Below are 22,687 nucleotides of genomic sequence, written 5' to 3' on the forward strand. Positions count from 1 at the left end.
AGGCGAACAACATGACTGGACGAATGCCCGGTTTTTGACAAAAAATGTGGGCAGATTTTCGCTCTGTAGTGCAGGAAAACGGTAATGCTTGAAATAGATTTGCACTCTACGTTACAATGGGGGTAAGTACCAGTAGCTGGGGGATGAGATAAAGTGCAACTTAAGAAACTTAATGATAAAACAATCGATCAATTATTCGAGGCAGTGCTAACGCTCAAGTCGGTAGAAGAATGCTATATTTTCTTCGATGATCTATGCACGGTGAACGAGATCCAGTCGCTGTCACAGCGTCTGGAAGTGGCAAGAATGCTCGGCAAAGGCTGCACGTATAATCAGATCGAAGCGGAGACGGGTGCGAGCACGGCGACGATCTCGCGCGTGAAGCGCTGCCTGAACTACGGCAATGACGGCTACACGATGGCGCTCGAGCGGTTGGAACGTTAAGGCATGCGTCCGGGTATACTGATCATTGGCCACGGGTCACGGGATCGCGATTGGGTCGCGCTCGTGGATGAAGCTGTGCGACATGCGGAGCTGCCAGAGGGAATACCCGCCGAGGTTGTATTTCTGGAAATCGTCGAAGGGCGACTTATACAAGATGGCATAGACCGTCTCGAAGCAAAGGGAGTTACGGACCTGTTCGTGATCCCTTTCTTTGTGTCGGGCGGAAGTACGCATGTCGACGAGATTGCCTATGCGCTCGGGGTGAAGGATGCCCCGTCTACCGATACGGATCTCTTGCCGTTCCGCGTGCAGGCGCGCGTCTGGTTCGGGGAACCGATGGACGAGGATCCGATCGAGATGGCAGAGATCGCGATGGAACGCAGCCGCGCATTGCTGGGCGGACGGAAGCCGGAAGAGACGGTGCTCATGCTCGTCGCCCATGGGAGTGAACACCCTTTATTCTATGATCGTTATGTGGGCGGGTTACTGCGGGTGGCTGATCGCATTCAGCGTGAGATGAAATATGCTGCCATTGATTCGGCGCTACTGCTTCCGGAGCAATTATATGATAAGATAATAAGATGGCAGACAGAGACGGACTATACGGTGATGGTAGTGCCGTTATTTTTGAGTTCGGGCTATTTCACCAATCGTGTAATACCGAATCGTATTGGGCAGGCTGTATGTGTATATGACGGTCAGGCACTGTTGCCGCATCCGCTCGTATCGAGCTGGTTGTCGAGGCAAGTGAGACAGGTTATGCAGCGACGATGACCCGTACGAAATGAATGAAACAGGGGCATATACAATATGGGTATGGATCGAATCACGAAAAGAGCGAGGCTCATATATAATCCAACATCCGGCAGGGAAGAGATGCGGCGACGGCTCCCTGATATTCTGCAGCGGCTGGATCTCGCAGGCATCGAGACGACTGCGCACGCGACGATCGGCGAGGGCGATGCAACGGCTTGTGCGATCGATGCAGTGGAACGCGGCTATGATATGATCATTGCGGCTGGCGGCGATGGGACCCTCTATGAGGTGATCAACGGCCTGGCGCCGCTTGCGAATCGACCGCCTCTTGGGATTCTTCCGGTGGGGACGACGAACGACTTCGCGCGCGCGATGAACATTCCGCGGAATTGGAGCGATGCGTGCGATCTCATTATCGATCAGCGTACGCGGCCCATCGATCTTGGTCTTGCGGGTGATCGCTACTTCATTAATATTGCGGGCGGCGGCTCGCTCACGGAGCTCACCTATGAGGTGCCGATCAAGCTGAAGACGATGATCGGGCAGCTGGCGTACTACGTGAAGGGGCTGGAGAAAATGACGCGGCTTCGCCCGTCGGAGCTGATCATTCGCGCGGAGGGCATCGGCGAATTTCATGAGGAATTCATGCTCTTCCTGATCGCGAACAGCAACTCGATCGGCGGCATGGATAAGCTCGCGCCGAATGCGCGGATCGACGACGGACTCTTCGATGTCCTACTCGTGAAGAAATGCAACCTCGCGGAGTTCATCCGGATCGCAAGCCTCGCGATGCGCGGGGAGCATATGACAGATCCGCATGTGGTGCATTTCCGGACTTCGCATCTGGAAGTGACATCGCCGGAGTACGTCCAGTTGAACCTAGATGGCGAGCTTGGGGGCACGCTGCCTTGTAACTTCTCGGTGCTGCCGTCGCATATTGAGATTTTTGCGGCGGAGTAGTGCGTAGGACTACGTTAGTTGGTAAGAAGGAAACAGAAGTGAGCGTAAACAGTGGGGGATTGCGTTTTGGCTCGGGATGAGGCAAGGCGGGATTCCCTTTTACTTATAGATAAGAGGTTGTTTAAATGTAAAAGTTGGGCGGGGTTAGATAGATGACTAGAGGAAGACAGCGCGGGGGACAAGCCCGTAATCATAGCAGAAGTAAGGTGCAATCGCAGGCGATTCTCGATCTGCCGGTAGAGAAGAACGAGGACGTTGAAGTCGACATCATCGGCTTGACGCATGAAGGCGAAGGCGTGGGCCGCGTGGAAGGCTACACGCTGTTCATTGGTGGCGCCTTGCCGGGCGAGCGCGTGCGAGCGAAGGTGCTGAAAGTGAAGAAGCAGTATGGGTATGCGAAGCTGCTTGAGGTCTTGGTCGCAAGCCCGGATCGGATCGCGCCACCGTGCGAGATCTACAAGCAGTGCGGCGGCTGTCAACTGCAGCACTGGTCGTATGAAGCGCAGCTCGACTGGAAGCGCCAGCACGTGGTGGACAACTTGGAGCGAATTGGGAAGTTGAAGGTTGGCGGAAAAAGTGAGGGAGAGATCGAGGCAGGGATCGTGGTTCACCCGACGCTCGGGATGAATGATCCATGGCGGTATCGGAACAAGGCGCAGGTCCCGATGGGGATGGCGGAAGAAGGCGGCCTGATCGGTGGCTTCTACGCACGCAACTCCCACCGCATCATCGATATGGATGCTTGTCTGATTCAGCATGATCAGAACGATGATATCGTGCGCCGTGTGAAGGCCATTGGTCGTGACCTCGGTGTGACGGCTTATAACGAAGAGACAGGCGAAGGCTTGCTGCGCCACGTTGTCGTACGCGTCGGCTTCCGCACGGGCGAGCTGATGGTCGTGCTCGTGACGAACGGGGCCAAGCTACCGCGTGCCGAGTCATGGATCGAAGCGATCCTCGCGCAAGTGCCAGGCGTGGCGAGTATTTGTCAAAACATCAACACGAAGAGAACGAACGTGATTTTTGGCGATGAAACCCGCACACTATGGGGCCGAGATGTTATCTATGACTACATCGGCGACGTGAAGTTCGCCATCTCAGCCCGCTCGTTCTACCAAGTCAACCCGGTACAGACCGAGGTGCTGTACGGGAAGACGCTTGAGTATGCCGGCCTGACAGGCTCCGAGACGGTCATCGACGCCTATTGCGGAATCGGTACGATCTCGCTGTTCTTAGCGCAGCATGCCAAGCGCGTCTACGGCGTCGAAATCGTCCCTGAGGCGATCGAGGACGCTCGTGCGAACGCGGCACTTAACAGGATTAACAATGCTGAGTTTGAGGTAGGGGCTGCTGAAGATGTTATGCCACGCTGGTTGGAGCAGGGTGTGACACCGGATGTCGTTGTTGTGGATCCGCCGCGCAAGGGGTGCGATGAGAGGCTGCTTGAGACGCTGTTGACGATGCAGCCGGAGAGCATCGTGTATGTGTCGTGTAATCCTGCGACGTTGGCGCGGGATCTACGTGTGCTTGAGGATGACGGGTATTGTGTGAAGGAAGTGCAGCCGGTGGATATGTTTCCGCATACGGTTCACGTAGAATCGGTGGCATTGTTAGTGAGGAATGGTACAGAGAGCTGAGTATGCAGTGGTGGACGGGTTTGTGGAGTATAACAGGTAGTGTAAAAGTGTGGAACAGAGGCTTGAAAATAATAGAGTTGACTGATTGTTGACGAAATTAATAGATTTTATCAGGCAACACCTGATGTTGAAATCAGGTGTTTTTTTAAAATTGGTAGTTAATCTGGTAGAACTTTTATGAAGTGATCAATGACTAACAGCATAATAGTAAAATCGGGACCTGAAAGTCCTATTTTTCCATCAATTTATGATATTATTTATATAACTTTTAATATTAAGTTCGGAGGGTTAGGATTATGTTTCAACCGTACCAGCCAGAGTGGATAAAGGAATTAACCGGTAATGATGGTGGTACATAAAACCATACTCCTAATGGGTTTCCAAATCGGATATCTATAAAGGGGACATTGTTGATAAATGTTATCAATTAGCTAAGACCCTAAACCTTCAAGGAATTTTCGATCTCGACGCTAGTGTGGTTGGCGCACAAAAGGGAGTAATGGATATCATTGATGGGTATGGAATCGAGGATCTGATTTTGGGTATGGGGAGAAGACCTGAGGTTGTTTACAAAATGAGAATCGGAGGAACCATACTTACACTGCAGATGAAATGTTCCATATCCCTTTTCAATTTCGAGGTAGGGTGAAGACTAATAGATACAGTATACCAGGCTTGCCTTGGTGTATCTAGGAAGCTCAATGTATATTTGTTGGGAGGAACTTGACCGCCCCGACCTTAATACGATACAGGGTTCGTTATTCATGATGAAAGGTCTTTCATATCTAGATCTTTCTACTCCGCCAACAGCCATTACGTTGAAGGCTGAGAAATTGTTCCTAAGATTTTACGGGGGAAAGAACAAGTTAATCATTGGTTTGACGAAATTAAAAAATATTTGATTCTTTGGCCTTTAATGGCTTGCTGTTCCATTCGTGTTAAGCATCCTGAAGATGCTTTCAAACCCGAATACATAGTCCCACAATTGCTACTTCAATGGATTCGCCAATCAAAATATGATGGAATTTGTTATTTTTCAACCCGTATCGATAATATCACGGATGAGAATTTAGAACTCTTTCGAAACTATGCCTTCCCCGTTAAGGATCGTCTGGCACAAGGAATATGCCAAAGGCTCGCAAATAAATTTAAAATACGAACAAATGCAATTCCTTGGCAACTCTTTCAGTTACACAAAGAATCATCTGGAATTTTGGCTAGTGAAGTAAGAAATCACCCTCTAGAAATCGTAAAAGGTGTACAACCAATACCTTATTCTCGAACTGATTTCAGGCTATTTGAAGAGCTACTTATTTCATCATATGCTTAAATACTCGCTCGAGTTATATGACAGTGAATAGATAAATATAAACATTGGGGGGCCTGTATAGGGCATGCTGGAGGACAATGAGGGGACGTAATTACCTGGACCGGGAGAATGAAATTTTGGTATAACAAGCTTCTAATGAATACATTTACTATTTTTGGTAGTATGTAGTCCGAGTTGAAATGATATTTACGCAAATAAAAGTGGAAAAATTTTAATTTAAAAAAAGTTAAGGATAAATATAAAATGGAAACAATCCATGGATTTTTTGAAAGAAAATGAACCGATTTGGGGCAATGAAAAAGAGAGAATTATTAGATAATCTCCACAAGGAACATTTGAACTACATACTTTTGTTGGTGGGCAAATGGAACAAAGGGTATGGCTCATATATCCTTAATAAAATAGAGCTTAAAAGCTAAAGAATAGGTTTTAATCGAATACTAGCCATCGTGAAGGAAACGAACCCTAATAGTTGCTAGAATGATTAAATGGTTGTATCAAAAGGGTATTCATCAAGGAGTCAGGGATGTAGGATTAGTGCAGAAACTGGTGTGTAGGAGGAGAATATTTTTGAAATGGGATAGAGATAAAAACTCGGCTTGGAAAACTGTATTGAATCTGTTTAAAAATCCACAATTTTATTTTATTTTCGCAATTCTTCTTGCATTATGGGGGTTTGCAAATCCTTGGTTAGTTAGATCATACTTCCTTGGGGGAGTTGAAAATTATAGTGTACAGGAAGCAACTTATTCTGAGCAGGTAAAGTCTCCTTCGAACGATAATCAGCCAGATACGCAAGATACTCCTTATCCAACACATAAAGAGTTGGGACCGATTGGTGACTGGTTAGGTGGGACGTCTACACCCCTGCTGACACTAGCGGGGTTTTTAATGATTCTTGCTTCATTTATAGTTCAGCGTCAACAATTACTAAACTCTCAAAAAGAAGTTCATGAGCAAAAATACACTTTAGGTAGGCAACGATTCGATAGTGTTTTTTTTAATATGGTTCAACTACATAACGAAATTGTTAAGTCAATGGAGTACACGGAACTAAAATACAACCCACTTAACTATACAGATTTCCATAATAAAATCCCAGTACATAAGTCAGGTAAGGAAAGACTTATTGAATTGGTGAACGATAGTGGAATAGTTAGTAATATAGCAACAAAACAAGAATTAATGGATAAATTCGAGAAATTATATAACAAAAATGATGATTTATTAGGACACTATTTTAGAAATTTATACAATCTGATTAAAATTATTGATGAAAGTGAGGATATTATTAGATACAACGCAGATACAGGAGAACTTGATATGGATATGACAGATAGAGAAAGAAAGAGGTATATTAGAATAATAAGAGCTCAATTATCTTTTTCAGAGTTAATTCTTATCTTCTTCAATTCATTGACCGAAAATGGCAGAGAATTTAAAGAATTAATTGAAAAACATAAGCTCCTAAATAACTTGAAAACGGAAAAGGTCCCAAAAGCAATGCGAGATATTATTGAGGACATGGGCCAACATTAAGTACAAATTCGTAGAAGGAATAGATATACAAGAATATTAAGCTATTAGAGTTAAGCACCCCAAGAGGTGCTTTTTATATATCCATGCAGGGGATGAGACACAAATAATGAATAATTTACCATAATTCTTTTGCGTAAATAAAATTTAATGGGATTTTCTCAGCTGAATTAATTGAATCAAATAACAATCGTATATTATTTGTTGAATCTGGTTTATCAAACCCAAGCTTATGTAAACAAGGAATATTAGATGAAAAACTAAAAATGATACTTAAACGATGTTTTTTTAAAAATGATTGAGGTGATCTAATTTTGGAATTCAACTTTAGAGAGCATGAAAGAAATATGATTAATACTAATTTTGAAAAATTGCTATTAAAATATTTCAATAAGACAGAGCACAAATGCTATAAACAGGACTGCAATAAAATTGCTATTGGTTCACATGCTATTTCAAGAAATATATCGCTTGCAAGTATTTCAGTAGATGGGAATATGAAGTATTTTAAATCAAAACGAAGTGGAAAAGAAAGTAAAACTTTAATATTGGACGATATTGGTATGTATGAGGCTAGTAAGTTTCAAGGATTTTGTTTGGAACATGATGGGGGATTTGAGTTTCTTGGTAAAAATTCTTATAAGTATAACGTCAAACAAATATTGATGCAATGTTATAGAAGTATATGTTATTCCTTGTTTAAGATCAAACCTTTAGCAGATCAATTTAATAATGATTCATTTGATTTTGTTAGAGAACTTGTAATGAAGCCTTCTGTGATTGAGACATTGCTAACAGAAGTAGTTGCCGAATCTAACGATAGTATAGAAGTATTTACTGAAAAATTAGGGAAAGATAGAACCCTTATTGAATGTTTAAGGGGGAGATTGGAAGAACTTATAGATGAAGAAGTTCTTAGATTTTCCTATGAGTACGATAAATTTTATGACCTAAAACAAACATTGGAACAGACTCTAGAGATACTGGAAGAAACAAAAACAAACGAACCTTTGGTAAAGTTCGAAAGTTTGTCTGACCCGTTTGGGGTTGGATTTTTTTATAAACGAATTGATATGAACATTCCTGTGGCGTTGTTGAATCAACACTTAATAGACATTCGAGGAAATGCAACTTTTCTCTTTTTCACTGTAATACCATATGAAGATGGTACAGAGATTTATTGGATATTTGATAATAAATACAGGCATGTGTTTTTGAATGAATGGGAAAAAATGCTTATGAATGAAATTGAGATAATCAACAGAATTGAAAGTAGTATGATGCATTGTGAACAATGGTTTATTGATCCTAAAGTTATAAATAGGATTCCTCCTGAACGATTGAAAATTATAACAGAAGATATTTATTTTATACATGAAAGAAATCCATTCAAAGATTATGATTTATCGATTTTTGATGAATTGCGTTTAAATTTGCTAGAGAATCTTGATGAACAAAAAAAACTACGTGAAAAAAATAAGATTAATTCTATAGCGACTCGTGAACCGAGTCATGTCAGAGATAAAAAGCTTAGAGAATCAGTCCTAAAATCACCATCAAAAATAATTGAAAGACAAATTCGCCAAACATGAGGCTGTAAATTTCTTTGTGTAAACTCATAAGTTAAAATGAATTAAACTAGGGGAAAGGTTGGTATTAAGAGAATGACACAAGTGGCACTGTTAGCACGACACCTCCATGGTCGAGGCGAAACTCATTCCCTCTTCCAGAAAGCCACATGGTCTATAGAAAAATAAAAGGGTTCATTGAAATAGGGTGATGCACCGCAAGAGCAAGCTTGCCGAACAGCTCGGATGGCATGAAAAGTATTCAGGGAAGTTCGCTAAGGGCAAGATTCATTGTTCTTGTTCTTGTTGTAGGAAAAAGACGGGGGAAATGGGGTTCCCTAAGTTTGAACTAACCAAGCTGGAAAATAACATGGTTGAATGATTGTGGTTTTGGATAAGCTTGTTGAAAAGAAATAGATGTATTATGTTTGCTTAAACGGGTGCCAGACCGTTATAAGTGAAAAAAAATTGTGGGCTAGCCCACGGAGATGGTGCAATGTTTCGGTGGAGAAGAAAGCGGATCCAACGTAAGGCGGTCAACCTTTTTGGCGGTGGGTGATCGCTTTTTTCATTTGTATTATTACAACAACTATTTTAAGGGGCATTTAAGTGTCGAAGATCCTTTCTATAATGTCTTGGATATAAAAATAAGCCGCGCTGGAAGATCCGGCACAGCCTTGTCTAACCATTTCTCTTTTCTTTCTTAGGTGGCACCAATGAATCCAGTTTATTCGCTGCATCCCTGTCGGCTGATTGTAAGGCATGGCCATAGATGTTCATTGTGGTAGAAATATTGGAGTGACCCAAGCGTTCCGATATGAGTTTGGCATGTACGCCTTTGTTGATCAATAAGGTAGCACTCGTGTGACGAAAGCCCCCCAAGAGCCCCCAAAGGTCACACGAAAGTCACCCAAAGGTCACCCTTTCGATAGTTTATAGGGTTGATTTGATGAGCCTTAAGCAGGGAAATCATGTATACTTAACGAATTGTAATAGTACATGTCGAAACTTTATAAGGAGGCTATCAGAGTGAGCGTGCAATCCTATTCCGGCTGCCTGGTAAGCACTTTGAAAAAATGTAAGCAATCTTCTAAAGAGGCTGTAGATAATTTGGAGTCTTTCGACTCCTTTAAAAAGTATATGCATATTTCAAGGACTGTCGAAACAGAGTTAGAAGAGATTATTGTAAAATCAAAAAATGCTGAGCAATCACAGCTTATATTAGTATGTGGCGGTGTTGGGGACGGCAAGTCGCACACACTTGCGTACTTAAAAAGCAAGTATTCTTTCCTAAGCACGACGGAGTTTTATATACATAATGATGCTACAGAAAGTTTTGATCCGCAGAAGACTTCGATTCAAACCCTGGCGGAGTGCTTTAGAGACTTCTCAGATGAAGGATTGAAATCTGGAGCTATTAAGAAAGCAATTCTAGCAATAAATTTAGGAGCATTGAATAATTTTATTGACTCGGATTATGGAAGTCAATTCAGTCAATTGAAAAACTATGTGAACTCTAAGAAAATCCTTGAGTCCACAATAACCTCAAACAATTATGATCCTAATAGTCACTTTCAATTTGTCAATTTTAGTGATTATTATATGTTTGAATTAACTGAAACCGGAACAAAATCGGATTATTTATTCGGATTAATTAATAAAATTACTGCTCCATTACAAGAAAACCCTTTTTACAAGAGCTATCAAAATAACTGCATTAATAACTGTGTGGTCGCCGAACAATGTCCAATTAAAAAAAATTACGAGTTGATTGCGGAATCTAATATTCAGAATAAGGTTATTGATCTTATTGTAAAAGCCGTGATAAGTGAAAAGCTCATTGTCTCGTCAAGAGCATTTCTGAATTTTATTTACAATATTCTGGTTGCTCCCAATTATGAGAATTTGTCAGATGATTCGATTATGAAAGTAAATATGAATATCCAAATTAGCGAATATATTGAGCGACTATTGCCATTTTTGGTTTTTGCTCAACCGGATAGCTCAAATATAAACTATGCCTTGTCACATTTGAGCCCGACCAATTCGAGAAATGAACATATTGATCAAGTATTAATTGATTTTAAAACTGTTGATGATAAGACCGATTTATTTCATAAATACCTCAATATTGACTCATTACCATACCTTTTTAGTCTAATAAAAAAATATCAAAAAGATGAACAGCTAAAGTCACAATTGGAACGGGAAGTCGGTAAGTTGTTTGTTCATTTATCATATTTCCTAAATAAGGAACACTGGAATGTGTTTCATGATCCTGTTTTTGTTAAGTATGTATCATATCTTTACTGGTCAAATATCGGAAATACAGGAAAGTTAGCAAATCTATATAATATCGAACTCAAAGAAGCTATTTATCGTTGGAACGGGAATGGGTTTGGTACTTATATAAGTCTCAATGTTGGGCAACCTCAGAATTCTTATAAAACTCTTCAGAAGCTTGAGATTCAACCTTTAATAAATAAAGATGTAGCGAGTTGTTCAGAGAATCAGCTGTCAAAGTTTCTATTAAAGATTCCTGTTGCATTTAAAGTGAAAAACTCAGTTGGTTCAGCTGCTGTAGAACTAGACTATTCACTATATAAACTTGTTACAAAAATAGGTGAGGGTTATCGGCCAAATAAAAATGATAAACTACAATTCATTAACTTCGTAGATTTTATTAATAAACTTAGTGAGTTAGGAAACGGACGTGAAGAAATTATTTTTGAGGAAGTTCACTCGGCAAGTAAAAGTAGATATTCCTTGAGTTATGATAATATTTTCGAAAATTATACATTTACGGTGGTATAACATATGAGCTATCAACTGGACATTGATAAAATTAAGCAAAATTTTAACTTCTACGAGGAAAAAATAAGACATAATCCCAGTAAAGTATCGAGATTTTTACCATATACCTCAAAAAAAAATGACGAAGATAAAGTAAAGGACTTTGCGATGGTATTGGGGGAGTTTTTTCGTCTAGTTGAAAAGAAAAGAGCGGACGAAAACATCGTTTTTAGTGAGATTTTAGAAAAAATGCTAGCTAAGGTTACTTTCGATAAAGAGGGGGATAAAGAGTACTTCATTAACCTAGTTAATTCTATTTTTCAAACGGAAAACAATAAGACGTATATTTTCCATCCACATATTTACTTGTATCTAACTACTGATACTGAGACGAAGAAGATGGGACGGTTTCTATTTGATGTTCTGATTAATGAATCAAAACAAAAGGATATCGTTCTTCAAATAAATTTTGATACAACAGATGTTCTTTCAAAATTATTTGTTGAAGTATTACCCCAATTAGAGAGTTACCAAGACAATGAAAAGGCGACATATCATTGTGCAATACCTAATATTTCAACATTATTCACTAAAGATCTTAAATGGTTATTGGCACATCCAAACTTGTTTATACTTCATGTAGAGAAGCTATTGAAGTATTACTACTTTTTTTACGTATCCCAATTTTCGTTGTCATGTCAACGTTTTTTGACTGAAGAAGAACTTGAGATACAACCTATATACTTTAACCTGGAATGGGAGAGTACATCTAGTAACAGGATAAGTTATGAAAATGGTTGGAAAAAAATTGAGGCCCCAATTTCGGTATTATTCTCACATATCAATTGCCTGGAGTTCTTAAACCACAAGAAACATTCCGATAGTGTTTATTTTTATAATGACATAGTAAGAAAATTAAAATCTGTAGACGCTTCAGGTCGTATGAAACTGTTAAGTGAATTGGAGAAACTAATCAAGGACTATATGGATAAATTACCTGACACCAACTGGGAAGGTTTTAAATACAAGGATACTTATGATGATCCAGTGAAGAGCATGATTAATAAATTATTCAGAGCAATAGATTACCAGTTTAATGATAGTACTCGTAAAAAACAATATATAATGTATCGGCAATGGTTTGTATCTTTTTGCCAAAGCAACTTTATTAAGGTGAGAGGGCGGCTTGGGAAGACATTGAAGTTAACTCCAGAATACCTGTTATTCATTACTAATTTAATCATTAAAGATGAGCCAAAAATAAGATTGAAGAAATTGTTTGAAGGATTTAAGGAGAGAGGAATTGAATTTGATCGGGATTCACAGAACCAGATTATTAAGTATTTTGAGGCTATAAATATAATTGAGAAAAAAAGCGATAGTGGGGATGCAATCTATGTCAAATCCTTTTTATGATTATCTTGCAAGGAAGGTGGATGAATATTTCTCCAGTACATTCCTTCTTCCTGGTGATAAATATCATATTTATTTTGATCGTGATGAGCATGTTTCAGTGTTGCTTACTCATTTAAACGCACTTAGCAACAGCGAAACGTTTCATGTCAAAGATGAGAGCGGTCATATAGTTTACGAGACATTTTGTTTAAAATATTATGGTTCAAATTTAGTTGTGGGTTCGACGGTTAATGCAACACCGGACTATTTAACAAAGCTCCGTAATAGTGTTGGAACTGAAAGTAACGATATGCAGGAAACGTCATTTTTACTTATACATAATTCAAATTTAGATAGTTTGGTTCATGGTACAGATTCTTTTTATAAGGAAGGCATGCCTTTTCATATTAAGGTAGTTGAAAAAGATATTAAACAATTGTTAGCCACAACTTCTCTTAACACAACTGAGAAAAGAATACTTGAATTCATTGTTTCTAATAAAAAAGTAATGCGCAGTCAATATGAGGAAACTACCCTTTTTGATTTTATTGATGTACTTGCGGTGCTAAATCGATCTGAAATCTCAAATAGTGAGTATATGTCATTTGGGTTGTTCAAAGATAATGATATGGTGCTTCCTACATTAACTGATAAAGATTTCAAAGAACGACTTAAACTTAACCATGAGTTGTTTACTAAAGTTGATTCTGTCTACAAAAATGGAAATATTGACACCGAACTTGAAAAGTATTTTGATGATGAGGGAGTAGACTTATTATCAAACCCAAACTGGGCAGAGACTGAGTTTAATCCCGTTTATATATCCAATCGTAATAAGCAGAATGATAAAGGACTTGAGTACGTTGAAGGAAAGAAAAAGACCCAAGATGGGCTGAACTTTTGGGAGAGGCCCGCGGGCGAAAGTAAGTCAAAACAAAGGACTCGAAGTTTTCTCATCTTTAATCCAGAAAAAAAACAAGAAATTAACCTTGAGTTGAACTTCAATGACAAAGTCTTCAACAAGCATGCCAAGTTGGAGACTAAGGTTATTGGTGTAACCACCGATACATATGGGTCCAAGTTGAAAGTTAAAATTAAGGTGAATGAAGTAGAAAGTAAATTTTTCAGAATAACCTACAAAACGGAGACCTCAAATAAGTTTGATTTTAGGTTTGCTGTAGTTGAAGTTAATGAATCATTTCTTGCGGGGATTCAAACTTCTTATACTGTTGTACCTACTAAAGAGCCATATCTCTTAATTAGTTCTGAGGAAACCGAACTAATAGTGAACCCCTCTGAGAACGATGTCGAAACAAACATGATAACTCTTGATGGTAGGTCTGTTCCGCAGGTTAAGGTGACTACTGGTCAAAAAGTAATAATTAAAAAATCGCTAGATAGTGATAATGAAGAAGAAGCAATTCGCTTCAATATTTTGTTTAATGACACCTTAATTCCTTTTGCGGTTGAAGATATCGTTGAGCGCCCTGCGCCAATAACAGCATTTACAGTTTGGAAACAAAAGATGTTAAGACAAGAGCACTTCTATTATAAAATCGAAAACGAGAAAATGAAGATAATTTATGGAAATCGAGAAACTTTCGCACAGGGGGAATTTAAGAAAAGTTTGGAGCGGGAGTATGAGTTAATTCATTCTGATGGGCTCTATTTCCATGAAGGCGTTATAGGGTTACTAAACAAAGAAATTGAGGTTCCCGATAGTATTAGAAGCTCTTATTCGAATCTAATTACTTATTTTAAAACAAAAAAATTGTTACCCAGTCTGGCATATATGGATGAGGAATATAAAAGCCTGGTCGAGGTCTACATATCCTCGTTCATTGATGAACTAGAGCAGCTAGAAAACGGACAGTTAACTCAAAAGAGTCGTAATATAGGTCTAGTTGGAACTATCGACCGGACGATAGGAGAAAAGGAATGGTTATTTAGTCCGTTGCATCCTATGAATCTTGTTTTTCAAATTGTATTAAACAAGTTGATAGCTGGGCAAGAACTTCAAGACGAATTGTTGAAAACGTTAAGGGGAACTTTTTTAATTCCTCATGTTCGATTTGGAAATGATAAGCTCTATAAGGTTACAGATCAATCAGACTCATACGAGTGGAACACCTATGTAGATAATGATCTACCTAGGTACGAAGGTAATAGGTCATTCGTGAATAAATTAGTATATGAAAAGATTGAGGAGTTTATCGAGCACTTTAAGTATTTGTTTGACACTGATGAGCGTTCGCCCTTAAAAGTAAATGTAGTGAATATGGGGGATTGCCGTGAGATAACGCAAGGACTTTTAGAATTTTACAAGAGACAACTTAAAAAGAAGATAAGCAAAGAGAAGCTAGTACCTATTAATATAAATATTTATTCTGAAACTCCTGAGACAAATGTGTTTGAAGAAATTTCAGAATTATCAAAGGTTGAAGATATCGAGGAACGACTTGATCTAAAACTATCTGTAGACGATTACTTAGCAGAAGAAGTAATTAATATTTTTCATGACAAGGTAACTTTTTTTTCGAAAGATGCCGCTAATGATAAGTACGAGTATAGTCATGTTACTTTCTATCAAATGAAGAAAATTGAACAGATAGCCGACAGCAAGATGGTGGATATCCCAACGGGCCTATCCTTATTCGGACTGTCTTCAGGAGTACCGTCTGCGTTTGTCAACGGAAATTATTTAACTGGGTTCGGCAGCAAATCTTTGCCGGATAGCAATAACTTAATTCATCGTCTCGCTCCGCGAATGAATGCTTTGTTAAGAGTTGCAAGGAACTTAAATAGCTACCAGGACGACTCGGCGGTAGTTACTGCGATATCTTCCGAAGGGAAACATATCCTTAATAAGATATATGATTCAACTCACTGGGTTACATTCGTAGAACCTCGTGTAGACTTGAGTTTTTTTAAAAATGACACAAGAAATAACGATTTATTAGTTATTCACTATAACGACCAATATACAACTTCTAACGCCTTGGATGCTATTACTGTAACTCGGCGATCGAAACAATACCAAGTACTTATTCAGGAATTTTTGGCTTCAAAAGGCGTACCTATTCAGGAAGATGTAACAATAAATATTATTAATCTTTTCAACGCACTAAATGGTAATTGGTTATTGCGTTTGCTTGCCCAGAATAATCATTTTCCAAAAGAAAAAATTAGTATTCTCTCTGCTGCTAAATTGGCACTAGCATTCCTATGGACTTCTGACATCATATGGATTCCGATTTCTATGGAGGAAGTGCTTAGGATCTCTGGTGGAACTGGACTTAAGCAAGCAGAGGGGTTATTCTCGGCGAAGAATTTACGTCAACATGGCTCGTATAGTGATGACTTACTTTTCATTGGAATTGAAACGTGTGATGGTAGCAACATTAAAGTCCATTTATGTCCAGTTGAAGTGAAAATCGGAGTTAATAGTAATGTTCAGGCTAAGGCCATTTCGCAAGTAAAGGAAACTCATCGACTTCTTTATGAATTTTTGACAGGGGATGCCCCATCGGCCATGATCTATCGCAACTTTTTCATCCAGTTGGCGTTGGCCAACCTGGAGAAATTAACTATTTATGATGTTTGGCCGGAACAAAATTTTAGAAATAAAGTTGATTATGTAATTAAGGAACGGCTTTTGAATGATGAGTATATCCTTTCTAATGAATTTAAAGAAGTCTTAGGAGAAGGTCTTGTTATTTCCTTCAAGCGTGATCTCATCTTTGCAGAAGCAAAAAAAATTGATGATGTAATGTACATCAGCTACCCGGAGAAGACTGGGTACAATTTCGTTACTACAAGCGTTGAAAATTTGAAAGCTGCACTGCACAATGGCCAGTCCAGCATCGATAAAAATTTGCTTTTATCAAATTGTCATAATAAATCGGATGCGACTACTGTTATTTCTTACGTACACGATAGTAACGAGAGTATAACACCTATTTCTGAGGCTAATGTACATTCTCCTGTAGCTGAAGCTTTACCTTCTGATGAAGATAAGCCGTTAGAAATTTTATTTGGAACGAATGTAGAAAATGGTGATAATGTCACCTGGTTTCCAACTTCTACAAATAAAGTCCTTCATACGAATACAGGTATAATTGGAACAATGGGGACGGGGAAGACACAATTCACGAAATCACTTGTAGCTCAACTTAAAAAGAACTCTGGTCAAAATCTATATAAAACACCAATTAAGGTTTTGATTTTTGATTACAAAGGAGACTATATAAAAGATGATTTTGTGAAGTCAACAGGAGCTAAAATTTACGATTTATTTCATTTGCCATATAATCCTTTGTCTTTGTTTGTTACCCAACCGATAAAACCTTTATTACCGGTTCATACCAGCAGTACTTTAACTGATACTATTTGCACTGCATTTAACCTTGGTCCCGTTCAGACAATAACCTTAAAAGATTTAATTATGGATGCGTATGCAAATAAAGGGATTTTAAAAACTGACTCGTCCACTTGGAATAAACCCGCTCCAACATTCAATGATTTGTTTGAGTTGTTTTCACAGAAAGATGGATTAAAGATAGACAGTTTGTACGCAGCACTAAAGGAATTATACGATACAGAAGTGTTCGAGCCTGATTCAACAAAAACAATTCCATTATTTGATTTAATTGAGGGAATAACTGTAATTAATTTGTCTGGCTACAACGATAGTATTCAGAATTTGGTTGTCGCAATTACTTTGGACAACTTCTACAATCAGATGCAGATGTCCGGGCATAGTAGGATACAAGGCAACATAAGAGAAATTACAAGAATGATATTGGTAGATGAAGCTGACAACTTCTTAAGTAAGGATTTTAAGGCAATTAAGAAAATCCTGAAGGAAGGCAGAGAATTTGGAGTAGGTACAATTCTTTCGACCCAATTTTTAAGTCATTTCTCAACGAACGATAACGATTATGCAAACTATATCTTAACTTGGGTCCTCCATAATGTTTCGGAATTGAGTAGTAAAGAGATAAGAATGTTATTTAATACTCAGTCCAAGACCGAAGAAGAAAATATTATGAGTCAGATTAAAAAGTTAGAAAAGCATCATAGTGTGGTTAAGGGGATTGGCAAGGAACCGATACTGATGAGAGATAAAGCTTTTTGGGAGTTATTTAATTATTAATTTATTCAGGATGCCCTTTTTGGGCATCTTTTCTTTATTGACCGCTAATGTTTAATTATGTACAATAGGATATAGAGACTTCCAAAATAGAATTACAAACTTCCAAATTCGGAGGGAAAAAATGCAACAGCATCTTCCAATGTTCTATACATTTCCATCCATTCGTGGTATACAGGCAGGGCGGGAATATTACATAACCATGTGCCCGTTAAAACTAATACCAAGAATCTTCCTTTTTGACGAAGAGGATATTGATCCCACCGTAAGATCTCAGAGGGTTTTAAATAAAGCACGAGTACCTGAGATTGCTGAATATCTTATTAATAATTGTAAGGATTACGTTTTTTCGGCCATTACCGCTTCAATTGATGGACTGGTAGATTTTGTACCTTTATCAGATGATCCTGTCAACTACAATATTGGTATTATTAAAGTTCCTATGACATCAAAAATTGTAATTAATGACGGGCAGCATAGACGTGCAGCAATTGAGGCAGCCTTAAAAAAGAAGCCAGAACTTGGGGATGAAACGATCTCTGTTGTTTTCTTTCTAGACGAGGGCTTGAGAAGATCACAGCAAATGTTCGCAGATCTTAATCGCTATGCTATTCGACCCTCTGGCTCCCTAAATATCTTATACGATTACAGAGATCCAGTAGCTGAAATCGCTAGACAACTATCGTATGAACTAGATTTATTTGATGGACTGACTGAAATGGAAAAGACAACCATATCGAATAGATCAACAAAGCTATTTACGTTAAGTGGGTTGTATCGTGCTACCAATGAACTGATTAATAATAAGATTGACAAACCTTATGAAGAGCTAAAAGAAATATCCTTCAAATATTGGGCAGTAGTCGGTAAACATATTAAGGAATGGAATAGTGTTAAGGAAGGCGTTGTAAAGGCTTCTGAATTAAGAAAAGACTATATCAACGCTCATGCTATTACATTAGTAGCCTTGGGTAAGGTTGGTTATTGTTTATTAGATGAATTTCCTGATACCTGGGAAAAGGAACTGGAAAAGTTACAATTAGTTGAATGGTACCGTGGAAATAAGTATTGGGAAGGTCGCGTTACTGTTGGTGGGAAAATTTCCTTCTCGAGAAATAATCTCATTTTATTAACTAGTGCACTCAAAAAGGTACTAGGGATTCCGCTATCTACAGAAGAGCAAGAGGCGGAAAGATCTTTACAGTCAAGTAATTAGTGTTTGACGGAGGAGCTATAATGAGCACAGCATTTAAAATAAATAAAGAATACCTACAGGAAATAAATGAACGAATTCAAGATTTGTATTTATCAGACCATATTCCTTGGATTGTGGGTTACAGTGGGGGCAAAGATTCCACGGCAACGTTGCAACTGGTTTGGAATGCCATAAAAACTTTACCAGAGGAAAAAAGAAATCACAAAGCTATACACGTCATAAGTACAGATACGCTTGTAGAACAACCAATTGTCGCGGCGTGGGTAAACAACTCTTTGAAAAAAATGAGAGAAACCGCTGTAGCAATGGGTATGCCCGTTACTCCACATAGATTAACTCCAGATGTATCAAATTCTTTTTGGGTTAATTTAATAGGTCGGGGATATCCTGCGCCGCGGCCGACCTTTAGATGGTGTACAAGTCGTCTTAAGATTGATCCATCTAATAAATTTACAACGGACCTTGTTAAAGATTTTGGTGAAACAATTTTGGTTCTAGGAACGAGAAAAGCGGAAAGTACAAGACGGGCAGGAACCATGAATAAATACGAGAAGCATAGGATCAGAGAGTGGTTAAGTCCTAATGGCAGCTTGCAAAATTCGTGGGTATTTTCCCCAATTGAGGATTGGACGAGTGATGATGTGTGGTTGTACTTGATGCAGCATACAAATCCTTGGGGAATCTCCAACAAAGATTTGATGGCTATGTATCGTGAGGCTACAAACGATAATGAGTGTCCATTAGTGGTAGATACTTCAACACCGAGCTGTGGGAATAGCAGGTTCGGTTGCTGGGTATGCACGTTGGTATCTTCGGATAAGTCGATGGAAGCCATGATTCAGAATGATGATGAGAAGGCTTGGATGGAGCCGCTTTTGAAGTTCCGTAATGAAGAAATTGGTATGCTAAATGAGAACGGGAGAATAGATGATCATGATAAGAGGGACTTCCGAAGAAAAGGGGGAGCGATTACTTTAAAAAGGAGCGGTACTGATGTAACTCCAGGTCCTTATCTTAAAAGTCATCGTGAACATTTACTTCGCCGGCTACTTGAAGTTCAAGAGGAAGTTCGTGAATTAATGCCGGAGGACATGGAAGGGCTAGAACTTATCGCACTAGAGGAGATAAAAGAAATTCAAAGGATTTGGGTTCAGGATAAGGCGGAATTTGATGATGCTGTCCCGAAAATCTATCATGAAGTTACAGGAGCAATTTGGCCATTTAATGATAAATATAGCTCGTTTGGTCGAGAAGAGTGGAGTATTCTCGAGGAGATAACTGAAGGCAATCATGTCACTATGGATTTGTTCTCTTCACTGCTATATATGGAGGAGCAACATACCACTCTGAGGGGAAGAAAAGCTGTCCTCAGTGAGATCGAAAAACATATCAAAAGATGTTTTTATGAGGATGCTCAAGATGCACTTGCGTTTAAGCAGAACCAAGTTGCACTTAGGGATAACGCTAATCCGGATGAGTTAGCCAGCCAACTTGAAATGGAGTCAGAAGATGATTATTAAATCAATTAGTCTTTGCAACTTTGGTGTATACGCAGGGGTACAACAACTAAATCTAGCTCATGATGGGAAAGGGAAAGGCCAGGTCGTAACACTGGTTGGTGGACTGAATGGGCGAGGAAAGACCAGTATCCTTGAGGCTCTCCTGCTGGCCTTTTATGGAAATCGCTCTCCCAAAGTAAGGGAGAGTGGACGCAGTTATTCAAATTACTTGGCCGAATTAATTCATGGTCGTGGAGTTGAAGAACTGGAAAGTTGGGTGATACTTGAGCTAGAAGTTCCTCTGGACAGCTCGGTAAGCAATATCAAACTAAAGCGTTCTTGGGGAAAAAAGAATGTACGGGTGACGGACTTCCTACAGGTATGGCGCGATGAACGAGAAGATCCATACCTAGCGGAGAATTGGGATAGCTACGTTGAAGAATTAATACCGTCCGCTATAGCAGAGCTATTCTTTTTTGATGGTGAACGGATAAGTACTCTGGCCGAATCTGATGAAACAGTGGAATCATTGCGAAAAGCCATTCAAACGCTTCTAGGTATTGAGACTATTGATAGGCTTACAAAGGATTTGGAGCTTTTAATAAAAAGAAATAGAGCTGTTTCAGTAAATACTGAATTAAAAGATGAGTTACAGGAAATTAACGAGTACCTTCAGTCTATAGAGCTGAAATATAGTCATGTAAACCAGGAAAGAAGTAGTTTGAATTCGAAAATGCAATATATGACTCAGCAATTGGAGCTACTGAAAAAAGCATATGGTGAAGCTGGGGGAGGATACTTTGATAATCAAGGTAAACTTCTTAAACGTCAAGGGGAGCTCCATATTGAATTAGATGAGCTAAAATTAAGTGTAGGCTCTGTTCTAGCGGGTGCTTTTCCTTTAATTCTTGTTGAAGACCAGGTTAGGAAGGTTAAACAAACTGCTAAACGCGATTTGGTAAACAATCAAGCCAAGGCATCTTTATCTTTCATTAAGAATATCTCTTCAGATATTATGTCGAGCATCAATATTCTAGAGATTGACAGTATCGAGAAAGATAAAGTACAACAGCTGATCTTATCGAAGATAGCCGGAGTGGAACAATCAGCAAAAGAGGATCCTCTATTTCCGGTCGGGCTTACGATGTCGAATCAACTGGATAATATATTGGGCCTTTTAAGCTTAGAAAAAACAAATGCCCGGGAATTGATTAGTAGATATGAAGAGATTGATCACGAACTTTATCAAATAGAAAAGAATATGCCATCCGATCCGGATGTCGATGCTCTCAAGGATTTGCTAGAAAAGCAGAAAGAAACAGAGATGACCATAGGTGAGTACTCCAGGGCCATCTCTCAATATGACGAAGAGTTGAGATTGTTAAAAATTGAGGAGCAAAGGGCCAAGGAAAAGATCGTGAAGATGAGTACTTTGAAGGCCGAAGCAGACGAGACAGAGCGCATGATCAAATATGCCCTTCAGACTCAGCTGAAAATGAAAGTTTTTCGGGATCGATTAACAGAGCAGAAAGTAAATAAATTAGCGGAGTTTATTTATGAGGCGTTCAAATTATTAACCCATAAGAGCAGCTTGGTCTCGCAGGTAACTGTAGACGCAGAGAATTTCAAAATAAAGCTTTATGATATAAGTGGTGCAGAAATTTCTAAGTTTAAACTGTCTAGCGGTGAGAGGCAAATGTTGGCTCTTGCGATTCTATGGGGGCTAGCAAAAGCATCTGGTAAAACATTGCCTGTTGTCATAGATACACCAATGGGGCGGCTGGATTCACTCCATCGGATTAACTTCGTAGGGAAGTACCTTCCTAATGCAAGCCATCAAGTTGTTGTGCTTTCCACGGATACTGAAATTGAAGGAAAGTACCTAAAGATGCTTTCGCCATATGTCGGCAAGAAGTATTTATTGATATACGATGAAACAAACCGGGCTACCGAGATCACCGAAGGATACTTGCTACCTGAAAATGAGATGGAGACACTTGTATGATTGTGAAACAAATTCGGCTTTCGAACAAAGCAAAAGAGCAGTTAATTCGACTAAAGGCGAAAACAGGTATCCAACAATGGAATATCTTATGCCGTTGGGCGCTCTGTCTATCAATAAAAGAACCAAACCCACCGATGGACATTGATTACCCAGCGGATAGCAACGTCGAAATGACTTGGCAGGTTTTTGGTGGAGAACATCAAGATATTTATGAGGCTCTAATTATTCAACGTTGTTTGGATGATGGTTTGGGAACTGATCCGAATGTGCTTGCAAAACAGTTTAGGTTACACTTACACAGAGGGATCGGACGACTCGCTGCACACGGTTCTAGGCTTAAAAAATCTACGGATCTATTAAAGGTAGGTTTAGGAAAATTCTAGGAAAGAAGAGATT

Annotated in this window: 14 protein-coding genes and 1 pseudogene; 14 read left to right on the forward strand and 1 reads right to left on the reverse strand. The window is 39.3% G+C overall.

The annotated features are described in order from the left end of the window. The first annotated feature begins 153 nt into the window (after positions 1 to 153). The 7 genes from GCU39_RS28555 (at position 154) to GCU39_RS28585 (ending at position 8,255) form a co-directional block, all read left to right on the forward strand. On the forward strand, positions 154 to 444 hold the full coding sequence (locus tag GCU39_RS28555) for a YerC/YecD family TrpR-related protein (RefSeq protein WP_152396578.1): 291 nt from the start codon (positions 154 to 156) through the stop codon (positions 442 to 444). A 3-nt stretch (positions 445 to 447) separates the two neighbouring features. Then, positions 448 to 1,218, forward strand: coding sequence for a sirohydrochlorin chelatase (locus GCU39_RS28560; protein WP_152396579.1), 771 nt, complete (start codon positions 448 to 450; stop codon positions 1,216 to 1,218). 36 nt (positions 1,219 to 1,254) lie between these two features. Then, on the forward strand, positions 1,255 to 2,160 hold the full coding sequence (locus tag GCU39_RS28565) for a diacylglycerol kinase (RefSeq protein ID WP_152396580.1): 906 nt from the start codon (positions 1,255 to 1,257) through the stop codon (positions 2,158 to 2,160). Between the two features lie 152 nt (positions 2,161 to 2,312). Further along, positions 2,313 to 3,797, forward strand: coding sequence for a 23S rRNA (uracil(1939)-C(5))-methyltransferase RlmD (rlmD, locus tag GCU39_RS28570; RefSeq protein ID WP_152396581.1), 1,485 nt, complete (start codon positions 2,313 to 2,315; stop codon positions 3,795 to 3,797). An 898-nt stretch (positions 3,798 to 4,695) separates the two neighbouring features. Further along, positions 4,696 to 5,127 (forward strand): hypothetical protein, encoded by a 432-nt coding sequence (locus GCU39_RS28575; protein ID WP_152396582.1) that lies wholly within the window; start codon positions 4,696 to 4,698, stop codon positions 5,125 to 5,127. Positions 5,128 to 5,697: 570 nt separating this feature from the next. Continuing rightward, positions 5,698 to 6,666 (forward strand): putative phage abortive infection protein, encoded by a 969-nt coding sequence (locus tag GCU39_RS28580; RefSeq protein WP_193726668.1) that lies wholly within the window; start codon positions 5,698 to 5,700, stop codon positions 6,664 to 6,666. 344 nt (positions 6,667 to 7,010) lie between these two features. After that, complete coding sequence (locus tag GCU39_RS28585; RefSeq protein WP_193726669.1) at positions 7,011 to 8,255, forward strand: hypothetical protein; 1,245 nt, start codon at positions 7,011 to 7,013, stop codon at positions 8,253 to 8,255. Between the two features lie 657 nt (positions 8,256 to 8,912). Here GCU39_RS28585 and GCU39_RS28590 read toward each other — a convergent pair. Then, positions 8,913 to 9,101, reverse strand: a pseudogene (locus GCU39_RS28590) (tyrosine-type recombinase/integrase); the annotation flags it as partial. Between the two features lie 159 nt (positions 9,102 to 9,260). Here GCU39_RS28590 and dptF point away from each other — a divergent pair. From dptF to dndE, 7 genes are all read left to right on the forward strand, one after another. Then, positions 9,261 to 11,045 (forward strand): DNA phosphorothioation-dependent restriction protein DptF, encoded by a 1,785-nt coding sequence (gene dptF / locus GCU39_RS28595; RefSeq protein WP_193726670.1) that lies wholly within the window; start codon positions 9,261 to 9,263, stop codon positions 11,043 to 11,045. Positions 11,046 to 11,048: 3 nt separating this feature from the next. Continuing rightward, positions 11,049 to 12,440 (forward strand): DNA phosphorothioation-dependent restriction protein DptG, encoded by a 1,392-nt coding sequence (gene dptG / locus GCU39_RS28600; protein ID WP_152396586.1) that lies wholly within the window; start codon positions 11,049 to 11,051, stop codon positions 12,438 to 12,440. Continuing rightward, entirely contained in the window at positions 12,421 to 17,574 is a 5,154-nt protein-coding gene (gene dptH / locus GCU39_RS28605) for a DNA phosphorothioation-dependent restriction protein DptH (protein WP_193726671.1), read from the forward strand. Before dptG ends, dptH begins: the two co-directional genes overlap by 20 nt. 121 nt (positions 17,575 to 17,695) lie before the next feature. Continuing rightward, positions 17,696 to 18,787: a DNA sulfur modification protein DndB gene (gene dndB / locus GCU39_RS28610; protein ID WP_152396588.1), complete on the forward strand. Its 1,092-nt coding sequence runs from the start codon at positions 17,696 to 17,698 to the stop codon at positions 18,785 to 18,787. Positions 18,788 to 18,807: 20 nt separating this feature from the next. Further along, complete coding sequence (dndC, locus tag GCU39_RS28615) at positions 18,808 to 20,307, forward strand: DNA phosphorothioation system sulfurtransferase DndC (protein WP_152396589.1); 1,500 nt, start codon at positions 18,808 to 18,810, stop codon at positions 20,305 to 20,307. Beyond that, positions 20,297 to 22,291 carry a DNA sulfur modification protein DndD gene (gene dndD, locus GCU39_RS28620; protein WP_152396590.1) on the forward strand — a complete coding sequence of 665 codons (1,995 nt, stop codon included), beginning with the start codon at positions 20,297 to 20,299 and terminating at the stop codon, positions 22,289 to 22,291. The genes dndC and dndD overlap by 11 nt, the downstream gene beginning before the upstream one ends. Then, a complete protein-coding gene (gene dndE, locus GCU39_RS28625; protein WP_152396591.1) occupies positions 22,288 to 22,674 on the forward strand; it encodes a DNA sulfur modification protein DndE in 387 nt (128 codons plus the stop codon). The genes dndD and dndE overlap by 4 nt, the downstream gene beginning before the upstream one ends. The last annotated feature ends 13 nt before the right edge of the window (positions 22,675 to 22,687 follow it).

It is taken from the genome of Paenibacillus guangzhouensis, from assembly GCF_009363075.1.
Lineage (GTDB): Bacteria > Bacillota > Bacilli > Paenibacillales > Paenibacillaceae > Paenibacillus_K > Paenibacillus_K guangzhouensis.